This is a genomic window from Bacillus sp. JKS001846, from assembly GCF_900176455.1.
Taxonomy (GTDB): Bacteria; Bacillota; Bacilli; order Bacillales; family Bacillaceae_G; genus Bacillus_A; species Bacillus_A cereus.
This window is the reverse complement of record NZ_FWYG01000001.1, coordinates 2,325,976-2,352,410: the sequence shown is the minus strand read 5'-3', so window position 1 is coordinate 2,352,410 and position 26,435 is coordinate 2,325,976. Positions and strand designations below refer to the sequence as shown.

Here is a 26,435-nt window from a genome sequence, read left to right as displayed (position 1 = left end):
CCCTCTCTCCCTATATTTTTCGTTCATCATACTTTTTAAAATATTTTATGTTGAAAGAGTATCCTAAAAAATCGGAGTACCTCTTTATACGTTACCATATTTTCTTGGTAAATAGCTTTTAAACCCACTTTTTTTGATACGCTGCTATACTTTCATATTCTTCTTCCAATTGACGGGACAAGCGGATATAGATTGGCGTTAAATCTTTATATTTTTCCACACTTTCCATGTTTGGCTCATGATGAAAATCTGCACCTACCATTTCAGAAACTACGGATAATGTATCTATTTCACCTAAACTATATAAACCGAGGATTGCAGCTCCTAAGCAAGAGCTTTCGAAACTTTCCGGAACATATACGTCTTGATGGAAAATATCCGCCATCATCTGTCTCCAAAGTTCCGACCTTGCAAAACCGCCTGTCGCTTGAATTTTTTTCGGTTCGCCAATTAGTTCTTTTAAAGCGAGAAGAACTGTATATAAGTTATAAATTACTCCTTCTAAAACAGCACGTATCAGATGTTCTTTCTTATGATGCAATCCGAGTCCAAAGAAAGATCCTCGCGCATTTGCATTCCATAAAGGAGCCCTTTCCCCCGCTAAATACGGGTGAAATAATAAACCGTCAGATCCCGGATTCACTTTTGCTGCTATTTCAGTAAGCACCTCATATGGATCTTTTCCTAAGCGCTTTGCAAGTTCAATCTCTGAAGTGCCCAATTGGTCACGAGCCCATCTGAAAATCATACCGCCGTTATTAACTGGTCCACCGATTACCCAATGGTCTTCAGTTAACGCATAACAAAAAATTCTACCTTTTGGATCTGTTACAGGACGATTTGTTACAGCACGTATCGCACCGCTTGTACCAATTGTAACAGCCACAACGCCAGGATCTATTGCATTTACACCTAAATTAGATAGTACTCCATCACTCGCTCCTACTACAAAAGGCGTAGAAACAAGTACATTCATCTCTTTGGCAAACTCTTCATCTAATCCTGTTAAACTGTGCGTTGTTGGAACAAGCTTTGAAAGCTTTTCATCTGTAATTCCTGCTACATGTAAAGCCTCTTCATCCCACTTTAAAGATTTTAAATTGAACATTCCTGTCGCTGATGCTATAGAATAATCAATTACATATTCTTTATATAACTTGTAAAAAACATATTCTTTAATAGAAATGAATTTATAACTTTTTGCGAATAACTCTGCTTGCTCATTCTGTAGCCAAACTAATTTCGAAAGTGGTGACATCGGATGAATTGGTGTCCCAGTACGAAGATAAATTTCATGACCATTCATATCATTCTTTATTTTCTCCGCCCAGCTTGCACTTCTATTATCTGCCCAAGTGATACATCTCGTTAACGGCTTTCCCTTTTCATCTACAGCAATGATACTATGCATTGCCGAACTAAAAGAGACACAAAGAATATCATTCGGCTGTACACTACTTATTCGTACAGTTTCTTTAATCGTATTTATTACTGCATGAAAGATTTCTTCTGGGTCTTGTTCTGCTGTTTCAGGTGTAGGAGAATATAAAGGATATTCAATTCCATGACTAGCAATAACAGATCCATCAGTAGAAAATAGAACTGATTTTGTACTAGTTGTCCCAATATCTACACCAATCATATATTTTGAGCTCACCATCTCTTCCTCCTAACAAAAATCCCTACAGTGTCCTAATCATATAAGAACCATAAAAATATATTTATTTTATCTATTCATAACGTTATGTGCTAAAGTTGTCTCTCTCAATTCATATAAAAATATCCTTATTTTAAACAAACATATCGAGTAGTAAAACGCCTCCAAAAGCGATAAATGAAAGTAACGTTTCTAATACTGTCCATGTTTTAAATGTTTCTTTCACTGTTAAGCCTAGGTATTCTTTTACCATCCAGAACCCAGCATCGTTTACGTGAGAAAACATTAACGCTCCTGCACCTGTTGCAATAACGAGTAACTCTAAGTTCACACCTATCGTATTTTCAACGATTGGCGAAACGATACCCGCTGCTGTTGTTAAAGCGACTGTCGCTGACCCTGTCGCAATTCGAATTAATCCTGCTACTATAAATGCTAATACAATTGGAGATAGAGCTAAATGCTCAGACATTTGAGCAATAGCATTCCCTACACCACTATCGATAAGAATTTGCTTAAATCCGCCACCAGCACCAATAATCGCAACAATTGAACCGATTGGTAATAAGCTATCTTCTGTTACCTTCTTAATAGCCTTTTTATCGATACCTTGACGAAATCCAAGAAAATAAAATGCTGCAAAACATGCAATCAATAACGCAATGATAGGACTACCGATTAATGTGACAATCTTCATCAAAGTAGTAGACAGTGGAACATACGGAGCCGCTGCAGCTAAAACCATTAACATAACTGGTAACAATATAACTAAAAATGAAACTCCTATTCCTGGTAATTTCGTTGATTTTGTATTTACACGAATCAATTCTGGCTCATTTTCAGGAATTACACGTTTGTGAATCCATTTAGCGAATATAGGACCTGCAATAATCGCTGCAAAAAATGTAATAATGAGTGAATACAATAGTACCTTCCCAAGGTTCGCTTTATAAATACCAATTGCAACTATGGCCCCTGGATGCGGAGGAACAAGGCCGTGTACGACAGATAGCCCAGCAATTGCTGGTAATGCTATCAATAAAATATTTTGTTTCGTTGTTTTATGAATTGAAATTACTAACGGCAGTAATATTAAAATGCCTACTTCAAAAAACACCGGGATTCCAATAATAAAACCTGCAATTAACATCGCCCATGGTAAGTTTTTTATCCCAAAGGATTTAATAAAGAACTCTGCCACTTGCATTCCAGCACCTGACTCTGCCATCATTTTCCCTAAAATTGTACCTAATACTAAAATACCTACTAAATGCCCGAGAACACTGCCGACTCCCGTTTCATAAGCACTCACTATTTTATCCATTGGCATCCCAGACATAATTGCTAAAAACAAACTTGCAATCGTTAAACTAATAAATGCATGCCATCTCCACCACGATACCCCTAAAATAACAATTACGATTGATAATAATGTAATCATTAAAAGGTACATATTCATACGCAGTTCCACCCCTTTATGTAAACCCTTTCAAAATTGCTATACAATTAAGAGAACCTATATAGTTCTTTCATGAGTAAGAATTTATATATCGATATACAAATCATCTTCACAAAATAATAATTTATACAAAAAGAATCTCCCTTATCAGAGATACATGTTAACTCACCTCTCTGATAAGGGGATTTCTCTTCCATAATTATAATGTTATTGTGATAAACGCTTCGCGCGATCAATTTTCCCTTTTTTAAAAGTGAATGACACTTTCTTCTCTTGCTGTTTTCACGTAGTAAGACTACAAACTCAGTATCCACTTTAAACGATGAAGTTACTTAGGATTTGTCTTCTCATGAAAAACAACTTTCGGAAAGCACCTTCACTTTCATAACATTATAATTTAGGCGCTTTCGCCCAATCAGCAGCAAATTTCTCAATACCTTGGTCTGTTAATGGGTGCATAGCAAGTTGTTCAATTACTTTATAAGGGATTGTTGCAATGTGAGCACCTGCCATCGCTACACGAGTTACATGATCTGGATGTCTAACAGAAGCCGCAATAATTTGTGTATCTAGTTGATGAACATCGAATAATTCAGCAATTTTAGCAACTAATAGTACACCATCTTCAGAAATATCATCTAAGCGACCTAAAAATGGAGAAACGTACGTTGCACCTGCTCGAGCAGCTAAAAGTGCTTGGTTCACCGTGAAAATAAGTGTAACATTCGTTTTCACACCTTTTTCAGTAAGGTAGCGACAAGCTTCTAATCCTGCTAACGTCATCGGAAGTTTAATTGTAACTTTTTCATCGCCACCGTTAATTTTAATCAGTTCTTCTGCTTGGGCGATCATCTCTTCAGCTGTAACAGCATCTGGCGTTACTTCTGCCGAAACAGATTCAACTTTAGGAACTGCCTGACAAATTTCTGCAATACGGTCTTCAAATTTAATGCCCTCTTTTGCTACTAAAGAAGGATTCGTTGTAACACCAGCTAAAACTCCAAGTTTATATGCTTTTTTTATATCCTCAAGATTTGCAGTATCAATAAAAAATTTCATGATTAATTCCCTCCAGTTTTTAAACGTTGATGAGTTACATGTTTAATATGCTTATCCCGTAAAAGCCCGATTTGTGTGGAATGAAGCCCCTACTTATTAAAGTTTCACTTTATTTCTTTTCTACTGCATGTCCGCCAAATTCATTGCGCAGAGCTGCTACAACTTTTCCTGTAAATGTATCATTGTCTAATGAGCGGTAGCGCATTAATAGAGACATTGCGATAACAGGAGTTGCTGTTTGAAGGTCTAATGCTGTTTCTACTGTCCATTTTCCTTCACCAGAAGAATGCATAACACCCTTAATCTCATCCAGTTTTGCATCTTTAGAAAATGCATTTTCTGTTAATTCCATTAACCAAGAACGAATGACTGAACCGTTGTTCCATACTCTTGATACTTTTTCATAATCGTAGTCAAATTCACTTTTTTCTAGAATCTCAAATCCTTCACCAATAGCAGCCATCATACCGTATTCAATTCCGTTATGAACCATTTTTAAGAAGTGACCACTACCAGCTTTTCCAGCATATAAGAATCCATTTTCTACAGCAGTATCGCGGAAGATAGGTTCAACGATGTCCCAAGCTTCTTGATCTCCTCCGATCATGTAACAAGCACCATTACGAGCGCCTTCCATTCCACCAGAAGTTCCTGCATCCATAAAGTGAATGCCATCTTTCTTTAATTGCTCATATCGGCGGATAGACTCTTTATAATGTGAATTACCAGCTTCAATTAAAATATCTCCTTTTGATAAAAGTGGTGTAACCTCATCAATAACAGAATCAACAACAGCGTGTGGTACCATTACCCAAAGAATTCTTGGTGATTGTAATGACTGAACAAGTTCACTTAAACTAGATGTACCTGTTGCCCCGTACTCTTTCGTTTCTTCTACTGCGCTCGTATTTAAATCAAACGCTACTACTTCATGTTTATGATCCATTAAATTTTTCCCTAAATTTAATCCCATTTTACCTAACCCAATTAATCCTACTTGCATAATATAATTCCTCCTCAAATCATCTTTTATTAAAAATCCATATCACTACAATCTGGAATACCTTTCAGCACTGAAATGTTAGTATGTACAGAAAGGTATTCACAGTCATAGCTTAAGAATTCAACACATTTTTTGTAATTTGAACAACATTTTCTGTCGTAAATCCAAATAGATTCATGACTTCAGCTCCAGTACCTGAAGCTCCAAATGTTTCAATTGATATTACTTTTCCTTCTTGTCCTACATAACGTTCCCAACCGAGAGATACACCCATCTCAAGAGATACTCGTTTCGTTATAGAAGACGGAAGAACGGATTCTTTATATTCGTTCGATTGGCGATCGAATAACTCCCAGCTCGGCATTGCAACGATGCGAACAGAAACTTGATCTTCTTCTAATTTTGCTTTCGCACTAGCAGCTAAGGATACTTCAGAACCTGTCGCAATTAAAATTACATCCGGATTTTCATTTGTTTGTGTTAATACGTAAGCTCCTTTAGAGAAATTCTCTATGTTCGCTTTCGTTTCATTAAACACCGGTAAATTTTGACGACTCAGTACTAAAACGACTGGACCATCCGTTTGCTGTAAAGCATACGCCCAAGCACTTGCTGTTTCATTTGCATCTGACGGGCGGATAACTGTTAAACCAGGAATTGCTCGAAGAGCTGCCAATTGTTCAATTGGTTCATGCGTTGGACCATCTTCTCCTACAGCAATCGAATCATGTGTAAATACGTAAGTAACAGGTAACTTTTGCAGTGCAGCCAGTCGAATGGACGGACGAAGATAATCATTAAATACAAAGAATGTACTTACGAAAGGTTTTACTCCTCCATGAAGCGCCAATCCATTCGCTGCAGCGCCCATTGCATGTTCACGTACACCGAAATATATATTTCGTCCAGCATATGATTCTACTGCATATACTGCTTCACCTTTTATATCTGTCATCGTAGAATGAGAAAGATCCGCACTTCCACCGAAAATAGAAGGAATCGATTTCACATAATGATTAATAGCTTCCCCACTTGCAACACGAGTGGAAATCGTTTTTTCAGTATCAAAAGATAGAATGTCTTTTGCTTCAATTAAAACCTCACCTGTAATCGCTTTTTCTAATTCATCTGCCAGTGTAGGATTCGCTTCTCTGTATAAGTTGAACTGCTCATTCCAGTCATTGTCTTTTTCAATACCTTTTTGTTTTAGTTCATTAAAATGAGCTTTTACTTCTTCAGGTACAAAGAAATCTTCCTCATAATCCCAACCATACACTTGTTTTGTCGCTGTCGCTTCTTCTACTCCAAGCGGATTACCATGTGCTTTGTTCGTTCCAGCAACTTTTGGACTTCCATAACCTATAATGGTTCTAATTTCTATAAGAGTAGGTTGATCCGTATTTTCTTTCGCTGATTGAATAGCTTTTGTAATCGCATCAACATCGTTTCCATCTTCAACTCTTACATATTGCCAATGTACAGATTCTGCCCTTTTCTGAATATCTTCAGAGAAAGCAATGCCTAATTCACCATCAAGTGAAATTTCATTTGAATCATACAGTACAATTAACTTGCCAAGTTTCATATGTCCTGCCATTGACATCGCTTCATAAGCGACACCCTCCATTAAGTCACCATCTCCGACTAAAGCATACGTATTGTGATCTATAATAGAGTGACCATCCTTATTGAACTTCGCTGCTAAATGAGCTTCTGCCATTGCCATTCCTACAGCATTAGCAATCCCTTGTCCTAACGGGCCTGTAGTCGCTTCAACTCCAGGAGTATGCCCAAACTCAGGATGTCCAGGTGTTTTACTATTTAACTTTCTGAAATTTTTCAAGTCATCAATTGAAACGTCATATCCAGCTAAATGAAGTAGGCTATATAACAGACTAGATCCATGTCCCGCCGATAAAACGAAACGATCACGGTTAAACCATTCTGGGTGATTAGGATTGTAATTTAAATGATTCGCCCATAATGCATAAGCCATTGGTGCTGCTCCCATCGGAAGACCTGGATGACCTGAGTTTGCCGCATTAATAGCATCAATCGATAACGTACGAAGTGTATTCACTGCTAATTGATTTATGTTTTGTGTCATAGTAATCGTCCCCCTAAATGCTTTCATTAAAGAAAGTACTTATTTTTCCGTCTCTTGATCTAACCACCATTTAAATCCACTTTCTTGTAACAGTTCATTAGACGCTTCTGGACCATATGAACCAGACTCATATTCATGAAGCGGTAATAAGTTTTCCTCGAACGCTTCAAGAATTGGTTGTACCCATTCCCATGACAATTCAACTTCTCTCCAATGTGCAAAGAATGTAGCGTCTCCACTCACAGCATCATGAATGAGTCTTTCATACGCTTCAGGTACTCCCACATCCGCTTGCTCACAAGTAAAGTTAATACGCATCGGTTCAATTTCTCCATTTTTCAATGGATTTTTACTGTTTAACTGTAATGAAACGTTCTCACCTGGGCTAATTTCAATTATTAATAAGTTAGGTGCTGCATTTGGATTATTATCTTGATATTGCTGTTTTAACGTATTTTTAAATTCGATTACAATACGAGTAGACTTTTCTTTCATTCGTTTGCCTGTTCGTATATAGAAGGGAACGCCAGTCCAAAATGGATTATCGATCCACAGGCGAGCAGCAACAAATGTGTCTATGTTAGAAGAAGGATTTACTCCTGGCTCCTCTTTGTATGCTACAACTTGCCCGCCTTTTATCTCACCTGCAGCGTATTGTCCGCGAATGATATGGCTTTGAACGTCTTCTTTTTTCACTTTACGAAGCGTTTCCATTACCTTTCGCTTTTCCTCTCGAATTTCACATGCATTAACCTTTTCCGGCAGATTCATAGCAGTCATCATTAATATTTGTAACATATGATTTTGAACCATATCTCGAATGGCCCCTGCCTGGTCATAATATCCTGCCCTTTCTTCAACCCCAACTGTTTCACTCGCTGTGATTTGTACATTCGCTATATGTTCTTTATTCCAAATTGATTGGAGAACAGGATTTGCAAATTCTAATGCTTCAAGATTTTGAATCATCGGTTTACCTAAATAATGATCGATACGGTATATCTCGTCTTCTTCAAACGTGCGACTAAGCTTATCGTTAAGCTCACGAGCAGATGTAAGGTCGTGCCCGAATGGTTTCTCAATCATCAGACGTTTCCATCCATCCGTTTTATCAAGTCCGCTTTCCTTAATATTTAAAGCAATAGTCTCGAAAAATTCAGGAGCAACGGAAAGATAAAACATTCTATTTCCTTTTATATGTAATTCTTCTTCCCTTTCACGAACGACTTGTAATAACCTCTCATAGTCTTCCGGCTTACTCACATCTAATGGACAATAGCGAAAATTATCTAAAAAACCTTCCAGTTCCGGAGTACCTTCTTCTCTATGACGGGAAAACGTCTCTATTGATTCTTTTATTCTTTCTTGAAAATCTACATGAGATACTTGACGTCTCCCAAGCCCGATAACGGATATTTGCTTTGGAAGCTTTTGATCTCTATATAAATTATATAGTGCTGGGTAAATTTTGCGTTTCGCTAAGTCCCCTGTCGCTCCAAATAAAACAAAGGTCATTGATTCCAAGTTCAGTCCCCCTCTTGTTGTATAATCCTCGTCGATATACTAAAAATGAATTGTACAGAAGCCCCTGTTTTTATAAAAAAACAAAGAGTTATCAAATCCCAATTCTTTTTATACCTTTCGCTTTTTAATTGTCCCCAATATTAATAGTGGCAATTCAAAGCATTTCTACCACAACTTACTTATTTATAGAATTTAACGAAACATTTTATATCTGATTACTTTTAGTAATTAAATAATCTTATGTCTAATATATTAACCACATAAATTATTATCGTCAATAAAAATGTCTTGAATTACATACGATTTATTTCGTAATACTTTTCTAAGTGTATTCCTAGTTACCATTCATTTTCAAAGATAATGATCGTTATAATAAATATCATTTTTATCAAAATATTCAATTAATTTAACACTAAACTCACGAGCAGACGTTACATTATAACCAAAAGGCTTCTCTATAATAAGACGATTTAATCCTTTTGTAGCTCACAATCCACTTTCTTTCCTTCATTCATATAAATCTATACTTTTCATATTTCTACTCAAAATTGATAGGCAATACTGTAACACCACATTGTTGCCTATTGTAATCGTTATAACTTTCTTTGTGCTACGAGTGTTATTATAAATCGGCCATAACATGAATAGCAGTACGTACTTTAAAGTGATGTAGCACTTTAAAATACCTATACTAAGTGAGTAATAATAAACATAATGAATAAATCATGCTGCAAAAATAACATCTACCCTTTCTTCAAAAAGCTTTACAGTAGTTTTTAGAAGTACGTTACATTATTTCATTTCATGCACTTTCCCCTTCTCTATATAAAATTCTCACTAACAAAATTCAAAATATTATACTTATTTTTCGTACTTTGCTATGCTATAACCACAAACAGGAGGTATAAACTATGAAAGCACAAATTATCCATTCTTTTGGGGATTCATCTGTATTTCAATTAGAAGAAGTTTCAAAACCGAAACTTTTACCAGGTCATGTTCTAATCGATGTAAAAGCAACAAGTGTAAATCCAATCGATACAAAAATGCGTAGTGGGGCCGTTTCAGCCGTCGCTCCTGAGTTTCCAGCTATATTACACGGCGATGTAGCTGGTATTGTTATTGAAGTAGGAGAAGGTGTTTCGAAATTCAAATCAGGGGATAAAGTATACGGATGTGCCGGAGGTTTTAAAGAAACTGGAGGTGCACTTGCAGAATTTATGCTTGCTGATGCACGATTAATTGCTCACAAACCTAATAATTTAACAATGGAAGAAGCTGCTGCTCTACCATTAGTTGCAATTACAGCTTGGGAATCTTTATTTGATCGTGCAAATATTAAACCTGGTCAAAATGTTCTCATTCATGGAGCTACTGGTGGCGTAGGACACGTAGCCATTCAACTAGCTAAATGGGCAGGCGCTAAAGTTTTTACAACAGCTTCTCAGCAAAACAAAATGGAAATAGCCCATCGTTTAGGAGCCGATATAGCTATTAATTATAAAGAAGAATCTGTTCAAGAATATGTACAAAAACATACGAACGGAAACGGATTTGAAGTTATATTTGATACAGTAGGCGGCAAGAATCTTGATCATTCTTTTGAAGCTGCTGCGGTCAATGGAACTGTCGTAACTATTGCAGCTCGTTCAACCCATGACCTCTCTCCTTTACACGCAAAAGGACTCTCTCTGCACGTTACTTTTATGGCATTAAAAATATTACATACAGATAAGCGTAATGATTGCGGAGAAATCTTAACGAAAATAACGCAAATTGTAGAAGAAGGAAAACTTCGTCCATTGCTAGATTCTAAATCTTTTACGTTTGATGAAGTTGCACAAGCACATGAATATTTGGAGTCAAATAAAGCAATAGGTAAAATAGTTTTGAAAAACGTTTGGTAACTTTCACTAAATAAAATGTTTGTTGTTGGGAAATAACAGCGAGATCGCTTCGCCTTATCTTTTTCTTAAGAGGCGTGCCACAACCTTAAAAGCTTTCCATCCTTTACAACAAGTAAAAAAATAACAGCTAAATTTTGAGGTGGGGGTCTTACTGCCCAGCAAATAGCGGGATAACATTCAAAAAAACCTTGCAGAAAAATTCTACAAGGTTTTTGTCTATAAATACAAATTAATCACTATATTAAAATGAAAGAGTTTGTAATTCATCACAATAATATTAAATATACGCTGCTTTAAAGGCTTGTTGGACAGCTTGTACTTCTAATGAGTCTTTACCATATAAGTTCGTTGCTACACGAATACAAGCTTCTTTTAATTCTTTAAAATCAGAAGTCATATTTAATTCATCCGTATTTGCATAATAGAAAATATCAAACATTTTATCTTCTCCAATGCCATGTACGTTTACTCCATTATGGCTTCCACCACTAGCAATCAAGTAAGCTACTTTATTAATAATGCTAGAGTTCGTGTGTACACCACCATGATCGTGGTCAGCATCAATAGGTAAGTTATTATAATGCCTATAATCCTCTGGATATCTAGAAGAGATAGATGATGGGTTTTTCATATCTCTAAAAATACGACCTGATTGTTCTCCCATTGTCCAATTGAACTTTCCGTTATTGGCATACTTTTCAACTGCTACTCCTAAAATATCAGATAACGCTTCATTAATTGCACCAGCTTCTCCTGCGTACTCAAGTCCAGACTCATTTCTTGTAACCGCGTGTGTAAATTCATGTCCTGCCACATCAAATGCTCTAACAATTGGATCTCCGTATACTAGCATAGCGCCATTACTAAATGCATTAAACCACTGCTTAGGATTTCCTTTATTCGTACCATTTGTGTTCCAACCATGAACGACAGAAATTACTTTTTGTCCGTTATTATCAAAGCTGTTACGGCCATATTTTTCTTGATAAAAATCATATACTTTCGTTGCTAAATAATGGGCACTAACTGCTTTAGGATCTGTAAAATTTGTAGAATTACTTGTTACTAAATCATCGAGATAACCCCATACATTTCTTCTATAATTATTATAATCTTTATAATTAGCAGTATATGTTTCAATTCCCTTACCACGAGAATAATCTGCAAGCATGTACATTCCATCACTTCTTTGTGTAATTCCAAACGTACGATTAATACCTAAGTCATCTTTTCCTGTACCTGTTAATTTTGAAGGATCTGTTGATTTATTTGATGTCGCAGATTGGACAATACTACTCTCTACTTGTATACCCAATTTTTGAACGAGTTCTTTTAATAGATTACCACCAAAAGCATCAATTAATACTGTACCGGATACATATTCAGGTGTAGATGCACTAAAAGTAATTTGATATGCGTTTGTAGCTTTATTTGTATTTTCATCTACATATACCACTTGTTTAATTTCTGGTTCTTCGATAAATGTGAGATCATTTCCATAGATGTTGAAAAGCTGTTTCTTTGCATCCTCTTCTGATAGAGTAATAGGTTGTTTCAAATCTTCCTGTTGTTGTAAATTTTGGGCACTATCTCCCGAAACGCTCGTAAGTACACCATCATCATTAATATGTGCTGTTAGTTGATATCCGTATACATCACGTCCTTCATACGTTTGTTGAAGACGTACCAATGTAGTACCATCATAAGATTTACGACTTTGCGTAACATTATAATTAACTTTGGATTCCGTATTAACTTGCTTTGATGATAATGCTTGTTCTGTTTTTCCTTTTAGTGCATCCTTTGCTACATTTTCTGCCGAATTTTGAGAAGGTGCTGTTAAATTACCTGTTCGGAACGTATCTTCCTTTGTTTCCACTTTTAAATCTTCTGTTTCCGCATGTACTCCTCCATAAGGCATAATCGCCGATAACACCACTCCTGTAGTTAAACCTACCTTTACGAAATTATTCATATTTTTACTCCTTTATAATCGTATTATTAAATTAAATAAATGTATTTTAGAATTTTAAGCATAGATAAAAAATTTTAACTATAGCCAATCGTTTTTACATACCTCTACATACATAGGTTAATAGATTGGTTTGCTACTTTTTTAGATTCAATTCAATTCAATTCATTTCTCAAAAATTATTCATTATATAAGCTATCTTTATATTTATTCATATACGTTATTTTTTGTGGTTCTGATAACATATTTATTGCCATCCACACATTCTTTTTCATTTCTAATTTTTGCATTGGTATCTCTTTTAAAAACTGATTACCTATAATCGCTTCCATTTCTTCATCAATTCTTTGTATAAGATTTTCTTCTGGATTATTTTGCAAAGAAGTATTTTTCAATCCCCATTTTGTTATTATAAATTCATTCGTTTTATTCATAGGATTAATAATAGTAGCTTTACTAGTTAATCGTTTTTTTATTTCATCATGATAGATTTTAATTCTATATCCCTCTTTTAGTGGAATGATATCTTTTACAATTGTTACATTTGTTCCTTCCATTTCCTTCGTATAAATTTTTTCACCTTTTTCATTAAAGACCTCTATCGATGCATATTTTTCACCTGCATAATAGCTATGAGGCGTTTTAGTAGTAATCGTAAAAATAGCTCGATTTTGCTCTAAGTCTGTATTTAATACGGCAAACTGGTCATCTCCTAATCCTAGGAATTGAATCGTTTCATTTACCAACTTACTCACTTTCATTTCGTTAATATCAATCTTTAGACTATTATCTTTTTCTTTTACATAGGCATAATACGAACTGAAATGGTACATACTATTCGTTTTCCCACCTGAAATTTCAACCGTATACACTCCATTTGGTACGTCTTGTAAATTGATATCTGTTGTTTCAATTGTTTTCTCTTGAATAACTGTATTCCCTTCTTTTAATTTAATTTTTCCTCCTTTTAATGTATCTATTTCATTTGTATTTAAATGGATATGCAAATTCCCTTTTAGCCCAAGTGGAGCAATTTGCTGATTCGTAACTATTTCGAAGTTGGAGTTTATCGGAATATCAGGATCAACTATAGCTCTTGCTTTCGCTAATTGTGATTCAGGCACTATATAAGCTAAAGAAGTAACAGCCGGAAAACCTTTCGCCCTATTCATCTCTATTTGTTTATGATTAAGCTTAAAGCCCCACCTTTCAAAAACAGGTGTAAAATCAACTTGTCCATTCTCACTATAATACTGATTCATTAAATCTGGTAAAGAATGGTCACCTTTTTTGAAAGCAGCATTGCTAGCTAGTTTTCGATAACCTTGATACATTTTTGCAAATGCTTCATCGCCAGCTTTTTGTTTCGCCATCGTTAAAAGAATAAGTTTTTGTCGTAAATCTAAATCATCATAATTTTTATTTTCTTTCATTAAAGCATTATATAAATTCCGTTCTACCTGTTCCTTTTTCCCGAAATTAAACAACCAACCAAGTTGATCTGCTTTTTTGCCGTATTTACTATATTGATATTGAACACCAAATAGATTATTAGAAACTTCTCCTGTAAATATTCCTTGATTATCAAAACCAGCTTGGTATCCATGAGCGATTTCATGTAAAGTTCCCCAACTTAGTTTATCTAACCACATCTTTGTACTATCTGTACTATTCGCTGTCCAATTTGTGCCATAATAGGCACCGCCAGCACCAGATATATCTGCTTTTAAGAAATAACGATTTTGACTTTTTTTATTTTCAAACGTTGAGCCATCTAAACCAATAATTGAATCATACATCACAAAAATATCTTCATAATACGCAATTAACTCATCCAATGATTGAAAATCTTTTAAAGATCTTACTAACTCTTTATCTTTTTTAGGTACAAATAATTGAAAACTCTCCCCTTGAAGTAACGCATACTCTCCATCAAATTGATCCCATGCACTAAAAAATTGAGATACACTTCCTTGTTGTTTATAAATGGGAAGGGGTTTAGTAGCACTTTCATTCCCTACTTGGTACTCAAGTACAGCGTGCTCTTCACCGTACGGAGTATCTATGAAAGGAACTAAAGACGTATCACCTTGGATAGTAACCCATTCATTTCCTACTTGTATGGATTTTTCATTTTTTGAGTCATTAGACAATAAACGTAATGTTAATTTGTCTTTAAAATTAGGATTTGTTTGTCTTACCTTTAATGGTGTATTTCTCTTCAAAATAAATCCTAAATCTTGTCGGTCATGATATTTCCCCTTACTTATGCCCGCCTGAAATATCCAAGTAGGCTCTTCTAAACTAGTAATTTTTTTTGCATTTATTCGTTCATCAGCATGTAAGTGTATATTTCCTATGAGGAAAAACATTGTATACATTAGGCCTATAACAAGTAACCTTTTCATTTGCATATCTCCTTCTCTATTTTTTTATATACAAAATACAATAAAGCCCTCCTTCTTCACTTATAACTGTCGTCAATAAGTTACTTATCAGTGTAATTATTATAGTTACATTAACTCGTGATTATCAATCATTAAATGTATGTAATTTTGCATATATGAATATTTTGTGATAAATTCCAAAATATCGTATAATTATCAATATTTTTTCAGACATTATTCAATAAAAAAAACACGAAGACTCTTAAGTCTTCATGTTTTTTATACATGTTATTACACTTGTGATTGAATTAATTACTAAAATCTTTTTAATCGTAAAAAATCAATTATTTTTAGGCTGATAGCCGTACCTAATCTTTTACAATTTACTTATTCTTTTTGTTCTGTAATATTAAATTTTGAAACCAATTCCGTTAATTCTTCCACCTTTTCTTTCATTTTGTTGGATTGGATTGATATTTGTTCAATTGATACGGCCTGTGATTGAATTGAATTTACAGTTTGAAGAGTCTCCTTTTTCACATCCGTTGCAGTTTCAGAAACTAGCGAAAGAGAAGCATTTACTTCTTCTGTACCAGCAGACATCTCTTCTGTCGCTGCGGATACTTCTTGAATTTGACCTGTAATCTTATCAATATCTCTCATAATAGACAAGAAGGTTTGATTCGCTTTGTAAGCAGCTTCTTTTCCTTCTACTGCCTTTTGTTGTCCTTTTTGCATGACATTAACTGTATCTTGGGTATCTTTTTGAATGGATTTTATTAAATGATTAACTTCTTTTGCAGATTCTTTAGATTGCTCAGCCAAGTCTCGAACTTCTGCGGCAACCACTGCAAATCCTTTCCCATTCTCTCCAGCACGTGCCGCTTCAATAGCGGCATTTAAGGCAAGAAGATTCGTTTGTTCGGCAATATTAGTAATTGCAGCGAGAGCTGTATCAATCTGTTGTGTACGTGTAACAAGTTTATTTATTACTTTTGATGTTTCCTCGACAACATCATGCACACTATTCATTTGAAGAATAGAGTGATTTATCACTTCACTACCGATATTTATTCGTTCTGTAGTCGTTACTGCTACCTCAGCGACTACTGCTGAAGATTCAGCTACAGTTTGCACCCCGGTTGTAATTTCTTCCATTGAGGATGAGCTCTCCTGAATACTAGTTACCTGTCCTTCTATTTTTGTTTTTACTTCTAAAACAGTCTGTACAACCTCATTTGAAATACTAGACGCTCGATTTGTATCTTGTAATACACTCTCCGTAGTAAAAATAACCTCTTGTGTTGTCATCTTAACATTCGCAATTAATTGTTGAAGGTTATCTAACATACTATTAAAAGACTGAACAATATGCCCTAATTCATTATTTGCTTTATAAGGAGTACGTGTTGTTAAATCTCCAGCTGCTACTTTTTCCATATCATTTTGTAGTAATGCAAGTGGTTTTCGGATAGTTAATTTAATAACATATCCAATTAATATAATTATTAAAATTGCTAAAATCGAAATACTAACAAACATTATCATTGTATTTTGAGCACTATTATTATTTTCCTTCTGTAAAAGCTCTGCATTATTACTATTATATAAAATCAATTCACGAATTGATTTTATTGATTTTTGCATATTAGGTTCAATCTCTTTTAGATAATATGCATATGCTTCCTCATTATTAGACTTCCCTAATTCTTGTGCTTTCTTCATTTGAGTCCTTAATTCATTAAATGTTTCATGAAACGTGTTATATAATTCTTTTTCTTTAGTAGAAATAAGTTTAGCCTCAAACTGCTTTAAAAGATGATCATTTTCCTTACGAATCCCATCCATTTCTCTTATTAATTCGTTCATTCTTTTTTCATCTTTTGATAACATTATTTCCATAAAGTTCATATTAACGTGATAAAAATTAGATTCTACAATTCCAATCCACTCAATTGGCAGTAAATTATCCTCATACATATTAGAGGAAGTACTTTTCCCTCTTTCTAACCCCCAAAACCCTATTAGGGATAATACTATACATGCAATACTTGATATAGTTATTAATATGTTTAGTTTTGTACCAATCTTACTGTTTCTTAATAATTCCAATTCACTTTCTCCATTCTAATATATAGTTTAAGTAATGTATTTTATACCAAGAATCCAAAAATTACGATGTTTATTTTGTAATATGTAATTTTGCATATCGTCCACTACTGATTCAAAATAACCTAACATTATAATTTTCGTTTTCCAAAAATTCATGATCATGAACACATCTCATTAATTCTTGAACTTCTTACCCAAAATATCCGCATATACTGTGGCACCAGGGAAAACCATCACTGGTATGATATATAAATTACGCTTCCATACAAGACTAGCTTAAAAATATTTTTCTTATTGCTCATTTTTCTATTCCCCCTCTATTAGAAGTACTCCTAGCACATCACACTAATAAAAACGATAATATTAAAAAATAAGGAAAGACATAATACGTATGTCTTTCCTCTAAAATTGTAATACTCAATATGCTCTTGGCTCTATTTGATTTTCCATTTAAATCCTCACATATCTTTCTTTATAATATCTCCTAACTCCATCCAATTTGTAATACGCGGGATATTGAGATATTGATTGTAAGAAGTAGTTTTTGCATATACATTTATCGGTTTTCCTATTAACGTTTCTAAAACAGCCGGCTTATCATCAAAGAAATAGTTTAATTTTATTTCTTGTATGAAGTGTATTTTTTCTTCATCCTTCATTCCATAGAAAAAGCGATCTTCATGTACCGGAAATCCTTTTTCTATTAACCATTTTTTTGTTTGCTCTCCATGCTCTTTAGGTCGCGCCGTTATATAGTAAATTTCATGTCCCTGTCTTTCTAATTCTTGCAATGTCTCTACAGCATACGGAAACGGTGAACAAGAAGTATAATAAATCTCATCCAGCAAACTATTCCACATATGACCGCCTTCCTCGGAAGTCATGCCAAATGCTTCATGAATTTCAATTGTTTTTAAAGAATGGAATACATCCAACCCTACTTTTTTGTTTAATTTCTTATTATATAAATGAAAAGCATGCTGCCTTAAATCAATTAGTGTATCATCGATATCAAATCCAAACTTCACTCTTCATCGCTCCTTTCTGCAATCCATTTATCGGAACATATAAGTAGTTTTTATTCCCCTTATTGCTCATCTTTCCGATATGCTGGATAGCCAATAAATCTATAATCTTTTCCAATCTGGGTAAATGATATATCCTTAAATTCAATTGCATCTTTCATTTTAGTAATACCAGTCCCCTCTACAAAACTAGGCGCCAATCTACCTCCAATAATTTTAGGTGCGAAATATAAAATAATTTTATCCATTAGTTTATTTTCAATAAACGAAGCATTTACTTCTCCACCACCTTCAATAAGCAGGGAGGAAACTCCTTTTTGTCCTAAAACATCAAGCATTTCATGTAAGTTTATATGCTTTTCTCCGCTAGTAACAAATACTTTAACTCCTGCATTTTCTAATGCTTTCTTTTTTTCCTCTGCATGATTACTTGTTGTAAATATCCAGGTAGGAGCTTCTCTATCTGTAACAACGTTAGCTTCCATCGGTATGCGTAATGTCGAGTCCAATATTACTCGAATTGGATTTCGGCCATTTGGAATACGCGTTGTCAATGATGGATTATCCTTTTGAACAGTATTCGCTCCTACTAAAATAGCCGCATTTTCGTTTCGTATTTGGTGTACTTCTTGTCTTGCTTCTGTAGATGTAATCCACTTACTATCCGATAAAGACGTAGCGATTTTCCCATCTAATGTAACTCCTGATTTAATCGTTACAAATGGGCGCTTTGTCAAAATATATTTATTAAAGACTTCATTCATTTTTTTAGATTCTTCTTCACACACTCCTACAAGTACTTCAATACCTGCATCTTGTAGAATTTTAATTCCACGTCCAGAAACAAGCGGGTTGGGATCAAGTGTAGCAACTACTACCTTCTTAATTCCTGCTTGTACAATTGCTTCAGCACAAGGCCCTGTTCTACCATGATGAGAACAAGGTTCAAGAGTTACATAAATTGTACCACCACGTGCCTGTTCTCCAGCCATACGTATCGCATGTATTTCGGCATGTGGTTCTCCGGCCTTCATATGTGCTCCGACCCCTACAATTCGATTATCATTTACAATTACAGATCCAACCAATGGATTTGGAGTCGTTTGTCCCTTCATAGCCTTGGCATTTTCTAGTGCTAGCTTCATATACAATTCATGCTCAAGCATGTAAGTGTCCCCCTTCAAAATGTCCAGAACGCTGAATCTTCGTTTGCAAATATTTCTCATTAAACTCTGAGACATCACCCCATAACGGTTCACGACTCGTAACATTTAATCCAGCTTTTTGTAACGCTTCTAATTTTTTCGGATTATTTGTAATAAGTTTTACAGGTTTTGAGCGTAGCGCTTTTAATACTTCAATTGTATCATCATAGTTTCGAACATCATCTTCAAAACCTAGGTTCAGATTAGCTTCTACTGTATCTAACCCATTTTCTTGCAAGAGGTACGTCATAGCTTTACTAAACAAGCCAATTCCTCTTCCTTCATGATTCGCTAAGTAAAATAAAGCACCTGAACCATGTTCTGTAATCATTTGTAAAGACTGCTTTAATTGGAATCCACAGTCACAACGTTTACTACCAAAGATATCACCGGTGTGACAAATACTATGCATACGAATTAGGGCATCTTCAGAATTCTCAAAATCACCATATACAAGTACACTAGATTGCTGCATATCAGCTAAATTAATAGATGAGAGTTTTTCGATAATTCCTTCTACACTATTTGTAACCTCACTACATTGTAACCAAGAATACCATTGAAAAACTTTAGTCTCCCCATATAAATTAATTGGCAATTTGATAGGACCTACTAAATAAATATCCTTTCCATCTTGATGTATAAATTGAATTTTATCTTCTAACATATGAATTGTATCTGTTGTAACCATTAGGTACCTCCTAGTATAGAGAATCTCTAAAATTCTCTTCCATTGTTATATTTTTTATTGTTTAACTTACACAACGTAAGTGTTTTTACAGATGCTATTCTTTTTTCTCTCAGCTTATATGCAATATGTATCATTACAACTTTGGCCATTTAAAGAAAAGAGTTTTAGTTACATAAAACAACTTAGTTACTTTATGTAAGTTAGTATACATTCGTAATCAATTTACGTCAAGTAATTAATTATAAAAACATTTGTTACTAATAGTAAGATGTTATATAATTTATTTTAGGAGGTGAAGGAAAATGAATGATTCTACATTATGCCCTCGCTTTGAAAAAGGAATGAAATTTTTTAGTCAACGATGGACAGCACTAATTATTTACCAACTTTTTTCTGGATCTCAGCGCTTTTGTACACTTGAATCTTCTCTTCCTGTTAGCGGAAGATTACTTTCAGAAAGATTGAAAGAATTAGAACTAGAAGGAATTGTCGAACGTAAAGTCTTTCCTGAGACACCAGTTCGTATAGAATATTCTTTAACTCAAAAAGGATTTGCTTTAGAAGCTATTATTCGCGGAATAGAAGAATGGTCACAGGAATGGATAGAACTTGAGGAATAACATAAAAGCTTTTTCGTATATAGTTTTAAGTAATCAAATTACAGATACCTATTATTAAAACGCTAATTTTTCAAGCATTTATGAAAAGCTAGCGTTTTTTAATAAATAAAATGTAAGAAATAAAGCAAGGTGATCAAAACGATCACCTTGTTCCCTTACAGATTAAAATAGTGTTTTAAAATCTTTTATTCATACATACTCGATTAATAAAAAAAACGAATAAGCTTTTTTATTAATAAACAGTTTTATTTTTACAATACAGTTAGCTTCCCCTGCTATTTGCGGACAGTAAGACCACCACTGATTAAATTTCTATTTTATTACATTCGAATATTACTTATGAAATTTCACACGCTCTTCAAGTGGTTGGAATTCTTTTTCACCTGGTGCAGCTGTTGGATTACCAAATGGCATTTGTGCAATTAGTTTCCAATTAGCAGGGACATTCCATTCTTGTTTTACCTCATCGTCAATTAATGGATTATAATGTTGTAATGATGCCCCTAATCCCTCTGCTTCTAAACCTGTCCACACGACTAATTGGTGCATACCTGATGCTTGGTGTGACCAAATTGGGAAGTTTTCAGCATATGCAGCAAACTTTTCTTGAAGCGATTTAACGATAGCCTCATCTTCAAAGAATAATACTGTTCCATAACCAGCTTTAAAAGAATCCATTTTTTGTTGCGTTCCTGAAAAGTCTCCATTTCCAACTACTTTTCTTAATGTTTCAGTGGTAATATCCCATAATTTATCATGAGCTTCACCAAATAATACAACTAATCGTGCAGTTTGAGAATTGAAAGCGGATGGAGTATATTTCACAGCAAACTCCACGATTTCTTTAATTTTTTCATCCGATACTTGTACCTCTTTATTAATCCCATAGTAAGTACGTCTTTCTTTCAGTGCAGTATAGAAATCTTTTGTCATAATTCCGTTCCTCCTAAGTTTTAATATTCTTCAAAATGATACATCTCGAAGATAGTATGCGTTTAAATGAGTTCATTTTTGAATCATTGAACTTCCTAGCACCCATTGCCAGTCATTCTAAATCTAAACACACTGCTTCCTTCAGTTTTCCTAAAAAAAGCCTTATAACATCATTCATAAAATCTAATCATCATTCGGTACTATTTTACCCATTCTCTATTCATGTATCCTGCTTGTTTCATATTTACACAAATATGAAATGTAGCTACTTTAATCACCAAATTTCACATTAATTTAGAGCATCTTCAATTACAGCAATTTCGCTCACTCGAACAAAACGATGCAATTTAAAGAACATTGCAAAATTAAGTACTACCTGTAAAAGAACCCTCTTAGCCGACTATAAGAAAAAATAATAAAAAGCCAAAAACGAACAATAATATGTTCATTCTTGGCTTTTACTTAACCATCACATTTATTTTTACTATTGCTTCAAATGATTTTTAACTGCCCTTATTACCAATTCGTGATCTTCTTCTGGTGGTAATCCTGAAACTGTTATCATTCCAATAACCCCTACGTTTTTTATTCTGATAGGAAAACATCCACCAAACGCAGCGTATTCTGAAGTATCTAAAAGATATTTTTCATTATAGGAGACCCCAGTTATTTCACTTTGTATCTGCATATAATACGAGCTACGATCATGCAGGGAAACGACTCGTTTTTTACGCTCAATCCATTTCGTATTTTCCTCATTTGTCCCTGTCATCTTGAAATGAAATAATTGCACACCATTTTTCGTTATATCAACAGCAATCAATTTCCCCTCTTGCTTTGCTGTTTCAACGATAAATAAACCTAGTTGCAAGGCATCTTCATTTGTAAAAGAGGAAAATTGAAGTGTTTCCTCCTCTTTTAAAATTTGTTTACTTATTTCATTCAAATTTGAAGTACTCATATCTTTGTCCCCCTTACTCACTTTATGCCAGATTGCTACTTTTAAAATTATGCAATCCTATCGTGCGGTCTTTCCATATAACTAATACCGTAAAGCGTATTCATTTCTTCTTGGTGCTATTATGAATTATATTTAACTCATTAAAAATGTATGTCCTCTAGTGCTAAACATTTCGTATAGAAGTTTTCTTCCGAATACTACTTACAAACATAAAAAACAGTTGATTGAGCAACCGGTTCGCTAAAAGTTTCATATGGGATATTCATTTAACCAAAGGAATGCTTGTTCATAATCATCAAAAAATTACACTCAATAAAGCAACCTTATGTACGAAAAGAGACTATGTAAAAGATGACCTTTTGTCACTCATTTAAAAAGGGACAAACTCTCCAAATGGAGAAGCCTGTCCCAAAATCGCTTTATTTTATTTTGCACTAGAACTAACAATCGTGAATTAGAATAATGACTTAATACTTGCTAAGACAGTAAGTACACCTACAATAATAACAAATACGTTACTCATTTTCCCTTTGTATTTAGCTAGTACTGGAACTTTTTGAATCGCATACATCGGTAATAGACATAAGATAGCAGCAACTAATGGACCGCTTAGAGAATCAATAAGTCCAAGAATACTTGGATTTGTATAAGCAACAAACCAGCATGATAATACAACAAAAGTAAGGATTACTGTCTTAATTGTTTTTTCTTCAATATCTTTTCCACGTGATTTACCGAGCTTAATAATCATGTCACGCATTACTTCAAATGCTCCGATATAATGGCCAAGGAAAGACTTTGTAATAGCCACAAAAGCAATAATTGGAGCTGCAATAGTGATTACAGGCGAATTAAGCTCATTAGCAAGATATGAAAGAATTGATAAGTTTTGTTCTTTTGCCATTTTTATATCATCTGGAGTCAAGCTCAATGCGCTACTCCAAACGAAGAACATAACAACAGCGAATGTCATGATATAACAAACCTTTTGTATTTGCGCACATTTAGCATCAGTGGCTTCGATTCCATACGTAGCTCTCTGTTTCACAACAAATGATGAAATCATAGGTGAATGATTAAATGAGAATACGATGATTGGTAGAATCATCAATATCGTTCCAAAATAGCCTGTTCCTGTTGAAGCAGTTGAAACAGCTGAAAAACTAAGCATTGACGTATTCCACTGTGGAATTAAAGATATTGCGATAAAAAGTAAAGAAACTATGAAAGGATACACTAACATACTCATTACCTTTACAGTAATATCTTGACCAAAATTCAGTATAGCGATAAGACCAAGAACTAATACAAGTGATAAAATAGCTCTTGGAGGTTCTGGCATGTGCAATTGATGCACGATAAAACTACTTGCAGTGTTTGTAAGCGCAACCGAATACATTAGTACGATTGTATAAATTGAACCGAAATATACGATGTTAAAAATGATACTCGCTTTATTTCCGAAATACTCTCTAATTGTACCTGTGATCCCCTCATCAGCAGAATTAGAAGCGTATATCATTTTAGCAAGCGCCCTATGTGAGTAATACATAACTGGATATGCAAGTAATGTAATTAGTAGTAAAGATAATAAACCACCTGAACCTGCATTAATCGGTAAAAAGAGCACCCCTGCTCCAATTGCAGTTCCAAATAGACTGAGTGCCCATGTAGTATCCTGCTTATGCCACTTTTTCGGATCTGCATATTGCTCATTTTTTCGTGCGGTATTTTCAGCTTGAACTTCTATTTTCTTTGCAGTATTCCCGTTCATATAATAACTCCCCCTTGTATCTATTCCTGCATCTCTCTTTGCACCTAACAAATATTCCCTTTTCGGAAAATGAATTCCTTACAAGTTGCCCCACTTTGTATGTCCTTCATCATAATGAATCCAAATTGAAACATTCGCTAGTTAGCGTCCTAATATAATTGTTAGCGTTCACAAAAAAGTTTACTCGTAATATCCGCTCTTTATATAAAGACCTCTTAAGAGAACAATATAGAATAGACTTCATAAATACGTTGCAACATTTCTAATAACAGTGTATTACTTTAATGGTTTCTCTTTTTTACTTTTAACAGTAATTTTAGCTAAACCGGCCTCTCTTCATTTGCGAGGCATTTCTTTCTCAATTCTATACATTACCTTCATAACTTCGGTAGCACTGATGATATTGCTTACACAAGCCACTGAAGCACATTACATACATTTCGCCTCTAATCACACACCTTTCTTACTAGTAATCGCATTTTTTATATTTTCTCCAGAGATAATAAAATTTCTCTCGACGCCCTCATTATAACGTGTATATTTATAAAATTAATATTTTTATATTTTCAGAAATATTAAAGTGGAATATTTTTATATGGATAATATTTTACAGTTAGCATGTAGCCATTGTTTTTATCGCTTAAAGCTGAATTAGTTAGTAAAAAAATACAATAATACATTGTTTTTCTAGGTTACTCATTATAAAGATACTTATATCCCCTTTATCAAAAAATTTCATTTTAAACATAAAAGATATTCTAATAAATAATTAATGTAGGTAAAAAGAAAAAATTCCAAAATAAAAAAACCAAATTTTAGGATATATATTATTAATATTGAATTCATATACATTTTAAAAAGATACACTGAGTAAAAAACAAAAAAGCTGCCCCATATGGACAGCTCATTTACATAATTATCGTTATCAGGAATATCTCTATGTTTGTAATGAATCGTTTTTACATCATTTCCTTTTATGCGAAAAGTAATTGTGTCCTCTCCATAAGGCGGATTGTGTGCACCCTCAAAAGTTTAAATTTTAAAATCCCTCATTAACTAGCTCTTTTATCGAGTTTAATTTTGAAGAAAGCTCGATAAACCATTCTTCATCCCCTGTTAATAATGCAAGATCTATAAGATAAAGGATTTGTTCCTTATTTATTACCTTTGATTCAGGGAGTTTGTTAACGTGTTTACTAAAGAGTAAAATCGCTTCGTTTATTGTGTACTGGCCGTCACGTTTCACAATACTAACTGTAACTATATCCTCTACATCATCAAGTGATACAATATAACCAACTATTAATTCACCTTCATTTGATATTCCACGAACCCAATCTCCTACTTTTAAAACATGATTATTATTTGACATCATACCGTTTCACCTTCCTATAAATATTTTTTGTGACAATAAAAAAGATATAAAAACAATTATACTGTAATATTTTTCATTACATTTAAGTGTTAAGAACTCACGGCTATATAATAATTAAGCCGCTTAACGCTCTTGATTGATAAGGTCAACAACTTCTTTCATTGTATAATTCTTTAAGTATTCACCTAGATGCTCTTCAGCACCTAAGAAAATAGCGAAAAGAACTTTTCGCATGTTCGAACCTACAACACACTGATTGTTTGATTCTGGACACTTCGGCTGCAAAGCACCTTCAGAGGTTATCTGATAAATATGCCAAAGATTAATTTCATCTAAATCGCGAGCGAAAATAAAACCGCCACCAGTCCCCTCTTTCGATTGTATAAACTTATGTTTTTTTAACAAACTTAGTACTTTGCGAATGCGTACTGGATGTACACCTGCACTTTCTGAAATAGCATTACTTGTTGACATCCGATCTGGCTGTAAAGCTAAATAAGTTAAACTGTGTATGGCCAAGGTAAAGTCGCTGTTCATGATTTTCCTCCTACGATCAAAAATATTGTTTCTCATATATTAACTGTAGCCATAAATATTACAGATAGGTTAGAACGTTAAAACATATAGAATACTTCTTGCCATAAAAAATTAATTCTCTTATATT

The 26,435-nt window shown here is 34.1% G+C and carries 19 protein-coding genes and 2 pseudogenes; 2 read left to right on the top strand and 19 right to left on the bottom strand.

Translation table 11 applies throughout. From position 1 onward, the window contains the following. Window positions 1-118: 118 nt before the first annotated feature. The 7 genes and pseudogenes from gntK to B9A45_RS12620 all read right to left on the bottom strand — a co-directional run. Complete coding sequence (gntK, locus tag B9A45_RS12650) at window positions 119-1,660, bottom strand: gluconokinase (protein WP_000254931.1); 1,542 nt, start codon at window positions 1,658-1,660, stop codon at window positions 119-121. Between the two features lie 130 nt (window positions 1,661-1,790). Next, window positions 1,791-3,116: a gluconate permease GntP gene (gntP, locus tag B9A45_RS12645; protein ID WP_001057616.1), complete on the bottom strand. Its 1,326-nt coding sequence runs from the start codon at window positions 3,114-3,116 to the stop codon at window positions 1,791-1,793. A 390-nt stretch (window positions 3,117-3,506) separates the two neighbouring features. Then, window positions 3,507-4,175 carry a fructose-6-phosphate aldolase gene (fsa, locus tag B9A45_RS12640; protein WP_000667676.1) on the bottom strand — a complete coding sequence of 223 codons (669 nt, stop codon included), beginning with the start codon at window positions 4,173-4,175 and terminating at the stop codon, window positions 3,507-3,509. Window positions 4,176-4,284: 109 nt separating this feature from the next. Continuing rightward, window positions 4,285-5,178, bottom strand: coding sequence for a phosphogluconate dehydrogenase (NAD(+)-dependent, decarboxylating) (gene gnd, locus B9A45_RS12635; protein ID WP_084064091.1), 894 nt, complete (start codon window positions 5,176-5,178; stop codon window positions 4,285-4,287). Between the two features lie 112 nt (window positions 5,179-5,290). Then, complete coding sequence (tkt, locus tag B9A45_RS12630; RefSeq protein WP_000193045.1) at window positions 5,291-7,285, bottom strand: transketolase; 1,995 nt, start codon at window positions 7,283-7,285, stop codon at window positions 5,291-5,293. A 39-nt stretch (window positions 7,286-7,324) separates the two neighbouring features. Continuing rightward, entirely contained in the window at window positions 7,325-8,809 is a 1,485-nt protein-coding gene (gene zwf / locus B9A45_RS12625) for a glucose-6-phosphate dehydrogenase (RefSeq protein WP_000445362.1), read from the bottom strand. 351 nt (window positions 8,810-9,160) lie between these two features. After that, a pseudogene (locus B9A45_RS12620) lies at window positions 9,161-9,313 on the bottom strand (glucose-6-phosphate dehydrogenase); the annotation flags it as partial. Between the two features lie 407 nt (window positions 9,314-9,720). Between B9A45_RS12620 and B9A45_RS12610 the strand changes: the two are divergent. Next, window positions 9,721-10,716 (top strand): zinc-dependent alcohol dehydrogenase family protein, encoded by a 996-nt coding sequence (locus B9A45_RS12610; protein ID WP_000647254.1) that lies wholly within the window; start codon window positions 9,721-9,723, stop codon window positions 10,714-10,716. Between the two features lie 277 nt (window positions 10,717-10,993). Here the strand turns inward: B9A45_RS12610 and B9A45_RS12605 are convergent, their stop codons facing one another. The 6 genes from B9A45_RS12605 to B9A45_RS12580 form a co-directional block, all read right to left on the bottom strand. Continuing rightward, window positions 10,994-12,691, bottom strand: a complete 1,698-nt coding sequence (locus B9A45_RS12605; RefSeq protein WP_001058953.1) for a M4 family metallopeptidase — start codon at window positions 12,689-12,691, stop codon at window positions 10,994-10,996. Window positions 12,692-12,867: 176 nt separating this feature from the next. Further along, window positions 12,868-15,096: a putative mucin/carbohydrate-binding domain-containing protein gene (locus B9A45_RS12600; protein ID WP_084064090.1), complete on the bottom strand. Its 2,229-nt coding sequence runs from the start codon at window positions 15,094-15,096 to the stop codon at window positions 12,868-12,870. A 366-nt stretch (window positions 15,097-15,462) separates the two neighbouring features. Continuing rightward, complete coding sequence (locus B9A45_RS12595; protein WP_058839842.1) at window positions 15,463-17,187, bottom strand: methyl-accepting chemotaxis protein; 1,725 nt, start codon at window positions 17,185-17,187, stop codon at window positions 15,463-15,465. Window positions 17,188-17,645: 458 nt separating this feature from the next. Continuing rightward, window positions 17,646-18,215, bottom strand: coding sequence for a 5' nucleotidase, NT5C type (locus B9A45_RS12590; RefSeq protein ID WP_000668223.1), 570 nt, complete (start codon window positions 18,213-18,215; stop codon window positions 17,646-17,648). Between the two features lie 59 nt (window positions 18,216-18,274). Then, window positions 18,275-19,378 (bottom strand): bifunctional diaminohydroxyphosphoribosylaminopyrimidine deaminase/5-amino-6-(5-phosphoribosylamino)uracil reductase RibD, encoded by a 1,104-nt coding sequence (gene ribD, locus B9A45_RS12585; RefSeq protein WP_000889429.1) that lies wholly within the window; start codon window positions 19,376-19,378, stop codon window positions 18,275-18,277. After that, complete coding sequence (locus B9A45_RS12580; RefSeq protein WP_000258865.1) at window positions 19,371-20,108, bottom strand: GTP cyclohydrolase II; 738 nt, start codon at window positions 20,106-20,108, stop codon at window positions 19,371-19,373. Before B9A45_RS12580 ends, ribD begins: the two co-directional genes overlap by 8 nt. Window positions 20,109-20,410: 302 nt before the next feature. Here B9A45_RS12580 and B9A45_RS12575 point away from each other — a divergent pair, with 302 nt between their 5' ends. Then, window positions 20,411-20,728 (top strand): winged helix-turn-helix transcriptional regulator, encoded by a 318-nt coding sequence (locus B9A45_RS12575; protein WP_001000104.1) that lies wholly within the window; start codon window positions 20,411-20,413, stop codon window positions 20,726-20,728. 333 nt (window positions 20,729-21,061) lie between these two features. Here the strand turns inward: B9A45_RS12575 and B9A45_RS12570 are convergent, their stop codons facing one another. The 6 genes and pseudogenes from B9A45_RS12570 to saiR all read right to left on the bottom strand — a co-directional run bounded on the left by B9A45_RS12570 (window position 21,062) and on the right by saiR (window position 26,308). After that, window positions 21,062-21,661: a nitroreductase family protein gene (locus tag B9A45_RS12570; protein WP_084064089.1), complete on the bottom strand. Its 600-nt coding sequence runs from the start codon at window positions 21,659-21,661 to the stop codon at window positions 21,062-21,064. Between the two features lie 484 nt (window positions 21,662-22,145). Next, complete coding sequence (locus B9A45_RS12565) at window positions 22,146-22,622, bottom strand: heme-degrading domain-containing protein (protein ID WP_000107937.1); 477 nt, start codon at window positions 22,620-22,622, stop codon at window positions 22,146-22,148. Between the two features lie 454 nt (window positions 22,623-23,076). Further along, window positions 23,077-24,396, bottom strand: coding sequence for an aromatic amino acid transport family protein (locus B9A45_RS12555; protein WP_084064088.1), 1,320 nt, complete (start codon window positions 24,394-24,396; stop codon window positions 23,077-23,079). Between the two features lie 918 nt (window positions 24,397-25,314). Continuing rightward, window positions 25,315-25,437: pseudogene (locus B9A45_RS32630) on the bottom strand (DUF3888 domain-containing protein); the annotation flags it as partial. After that, the gene (locus B9A45_RS12545) at window positions 25,436-25,771 is read right to left on the bottom strand and encodes an IDEAL domain-containing protein (RefSeq protein ID WP_000987462.1); all 336 of its coding nucleotides are present in this window, start codon (window positions 25,769-25,771) and stop codon (window positions 25,436-25,438) included. The gene B9A45_RS12545 and the pseudogene B9A45_RS32630, both read right to left, overlap by 2 nt. 123 nt (window positions 25,772-25,894) lie before the next feature. Beyond that, a complete protein-coding gene (saiR, locus tag B9A45_RS12540) occupies window positions 25,895-26,308 on the bottom strand; it encodes an Rrf2-family transcriptional regulator SaiR (RefSeq protein ID WP_001083465.1) in 414 nt (137 codons plus the stop codon). Window positions 26,309-26,435: the final 127 nt, after the last annotated feature.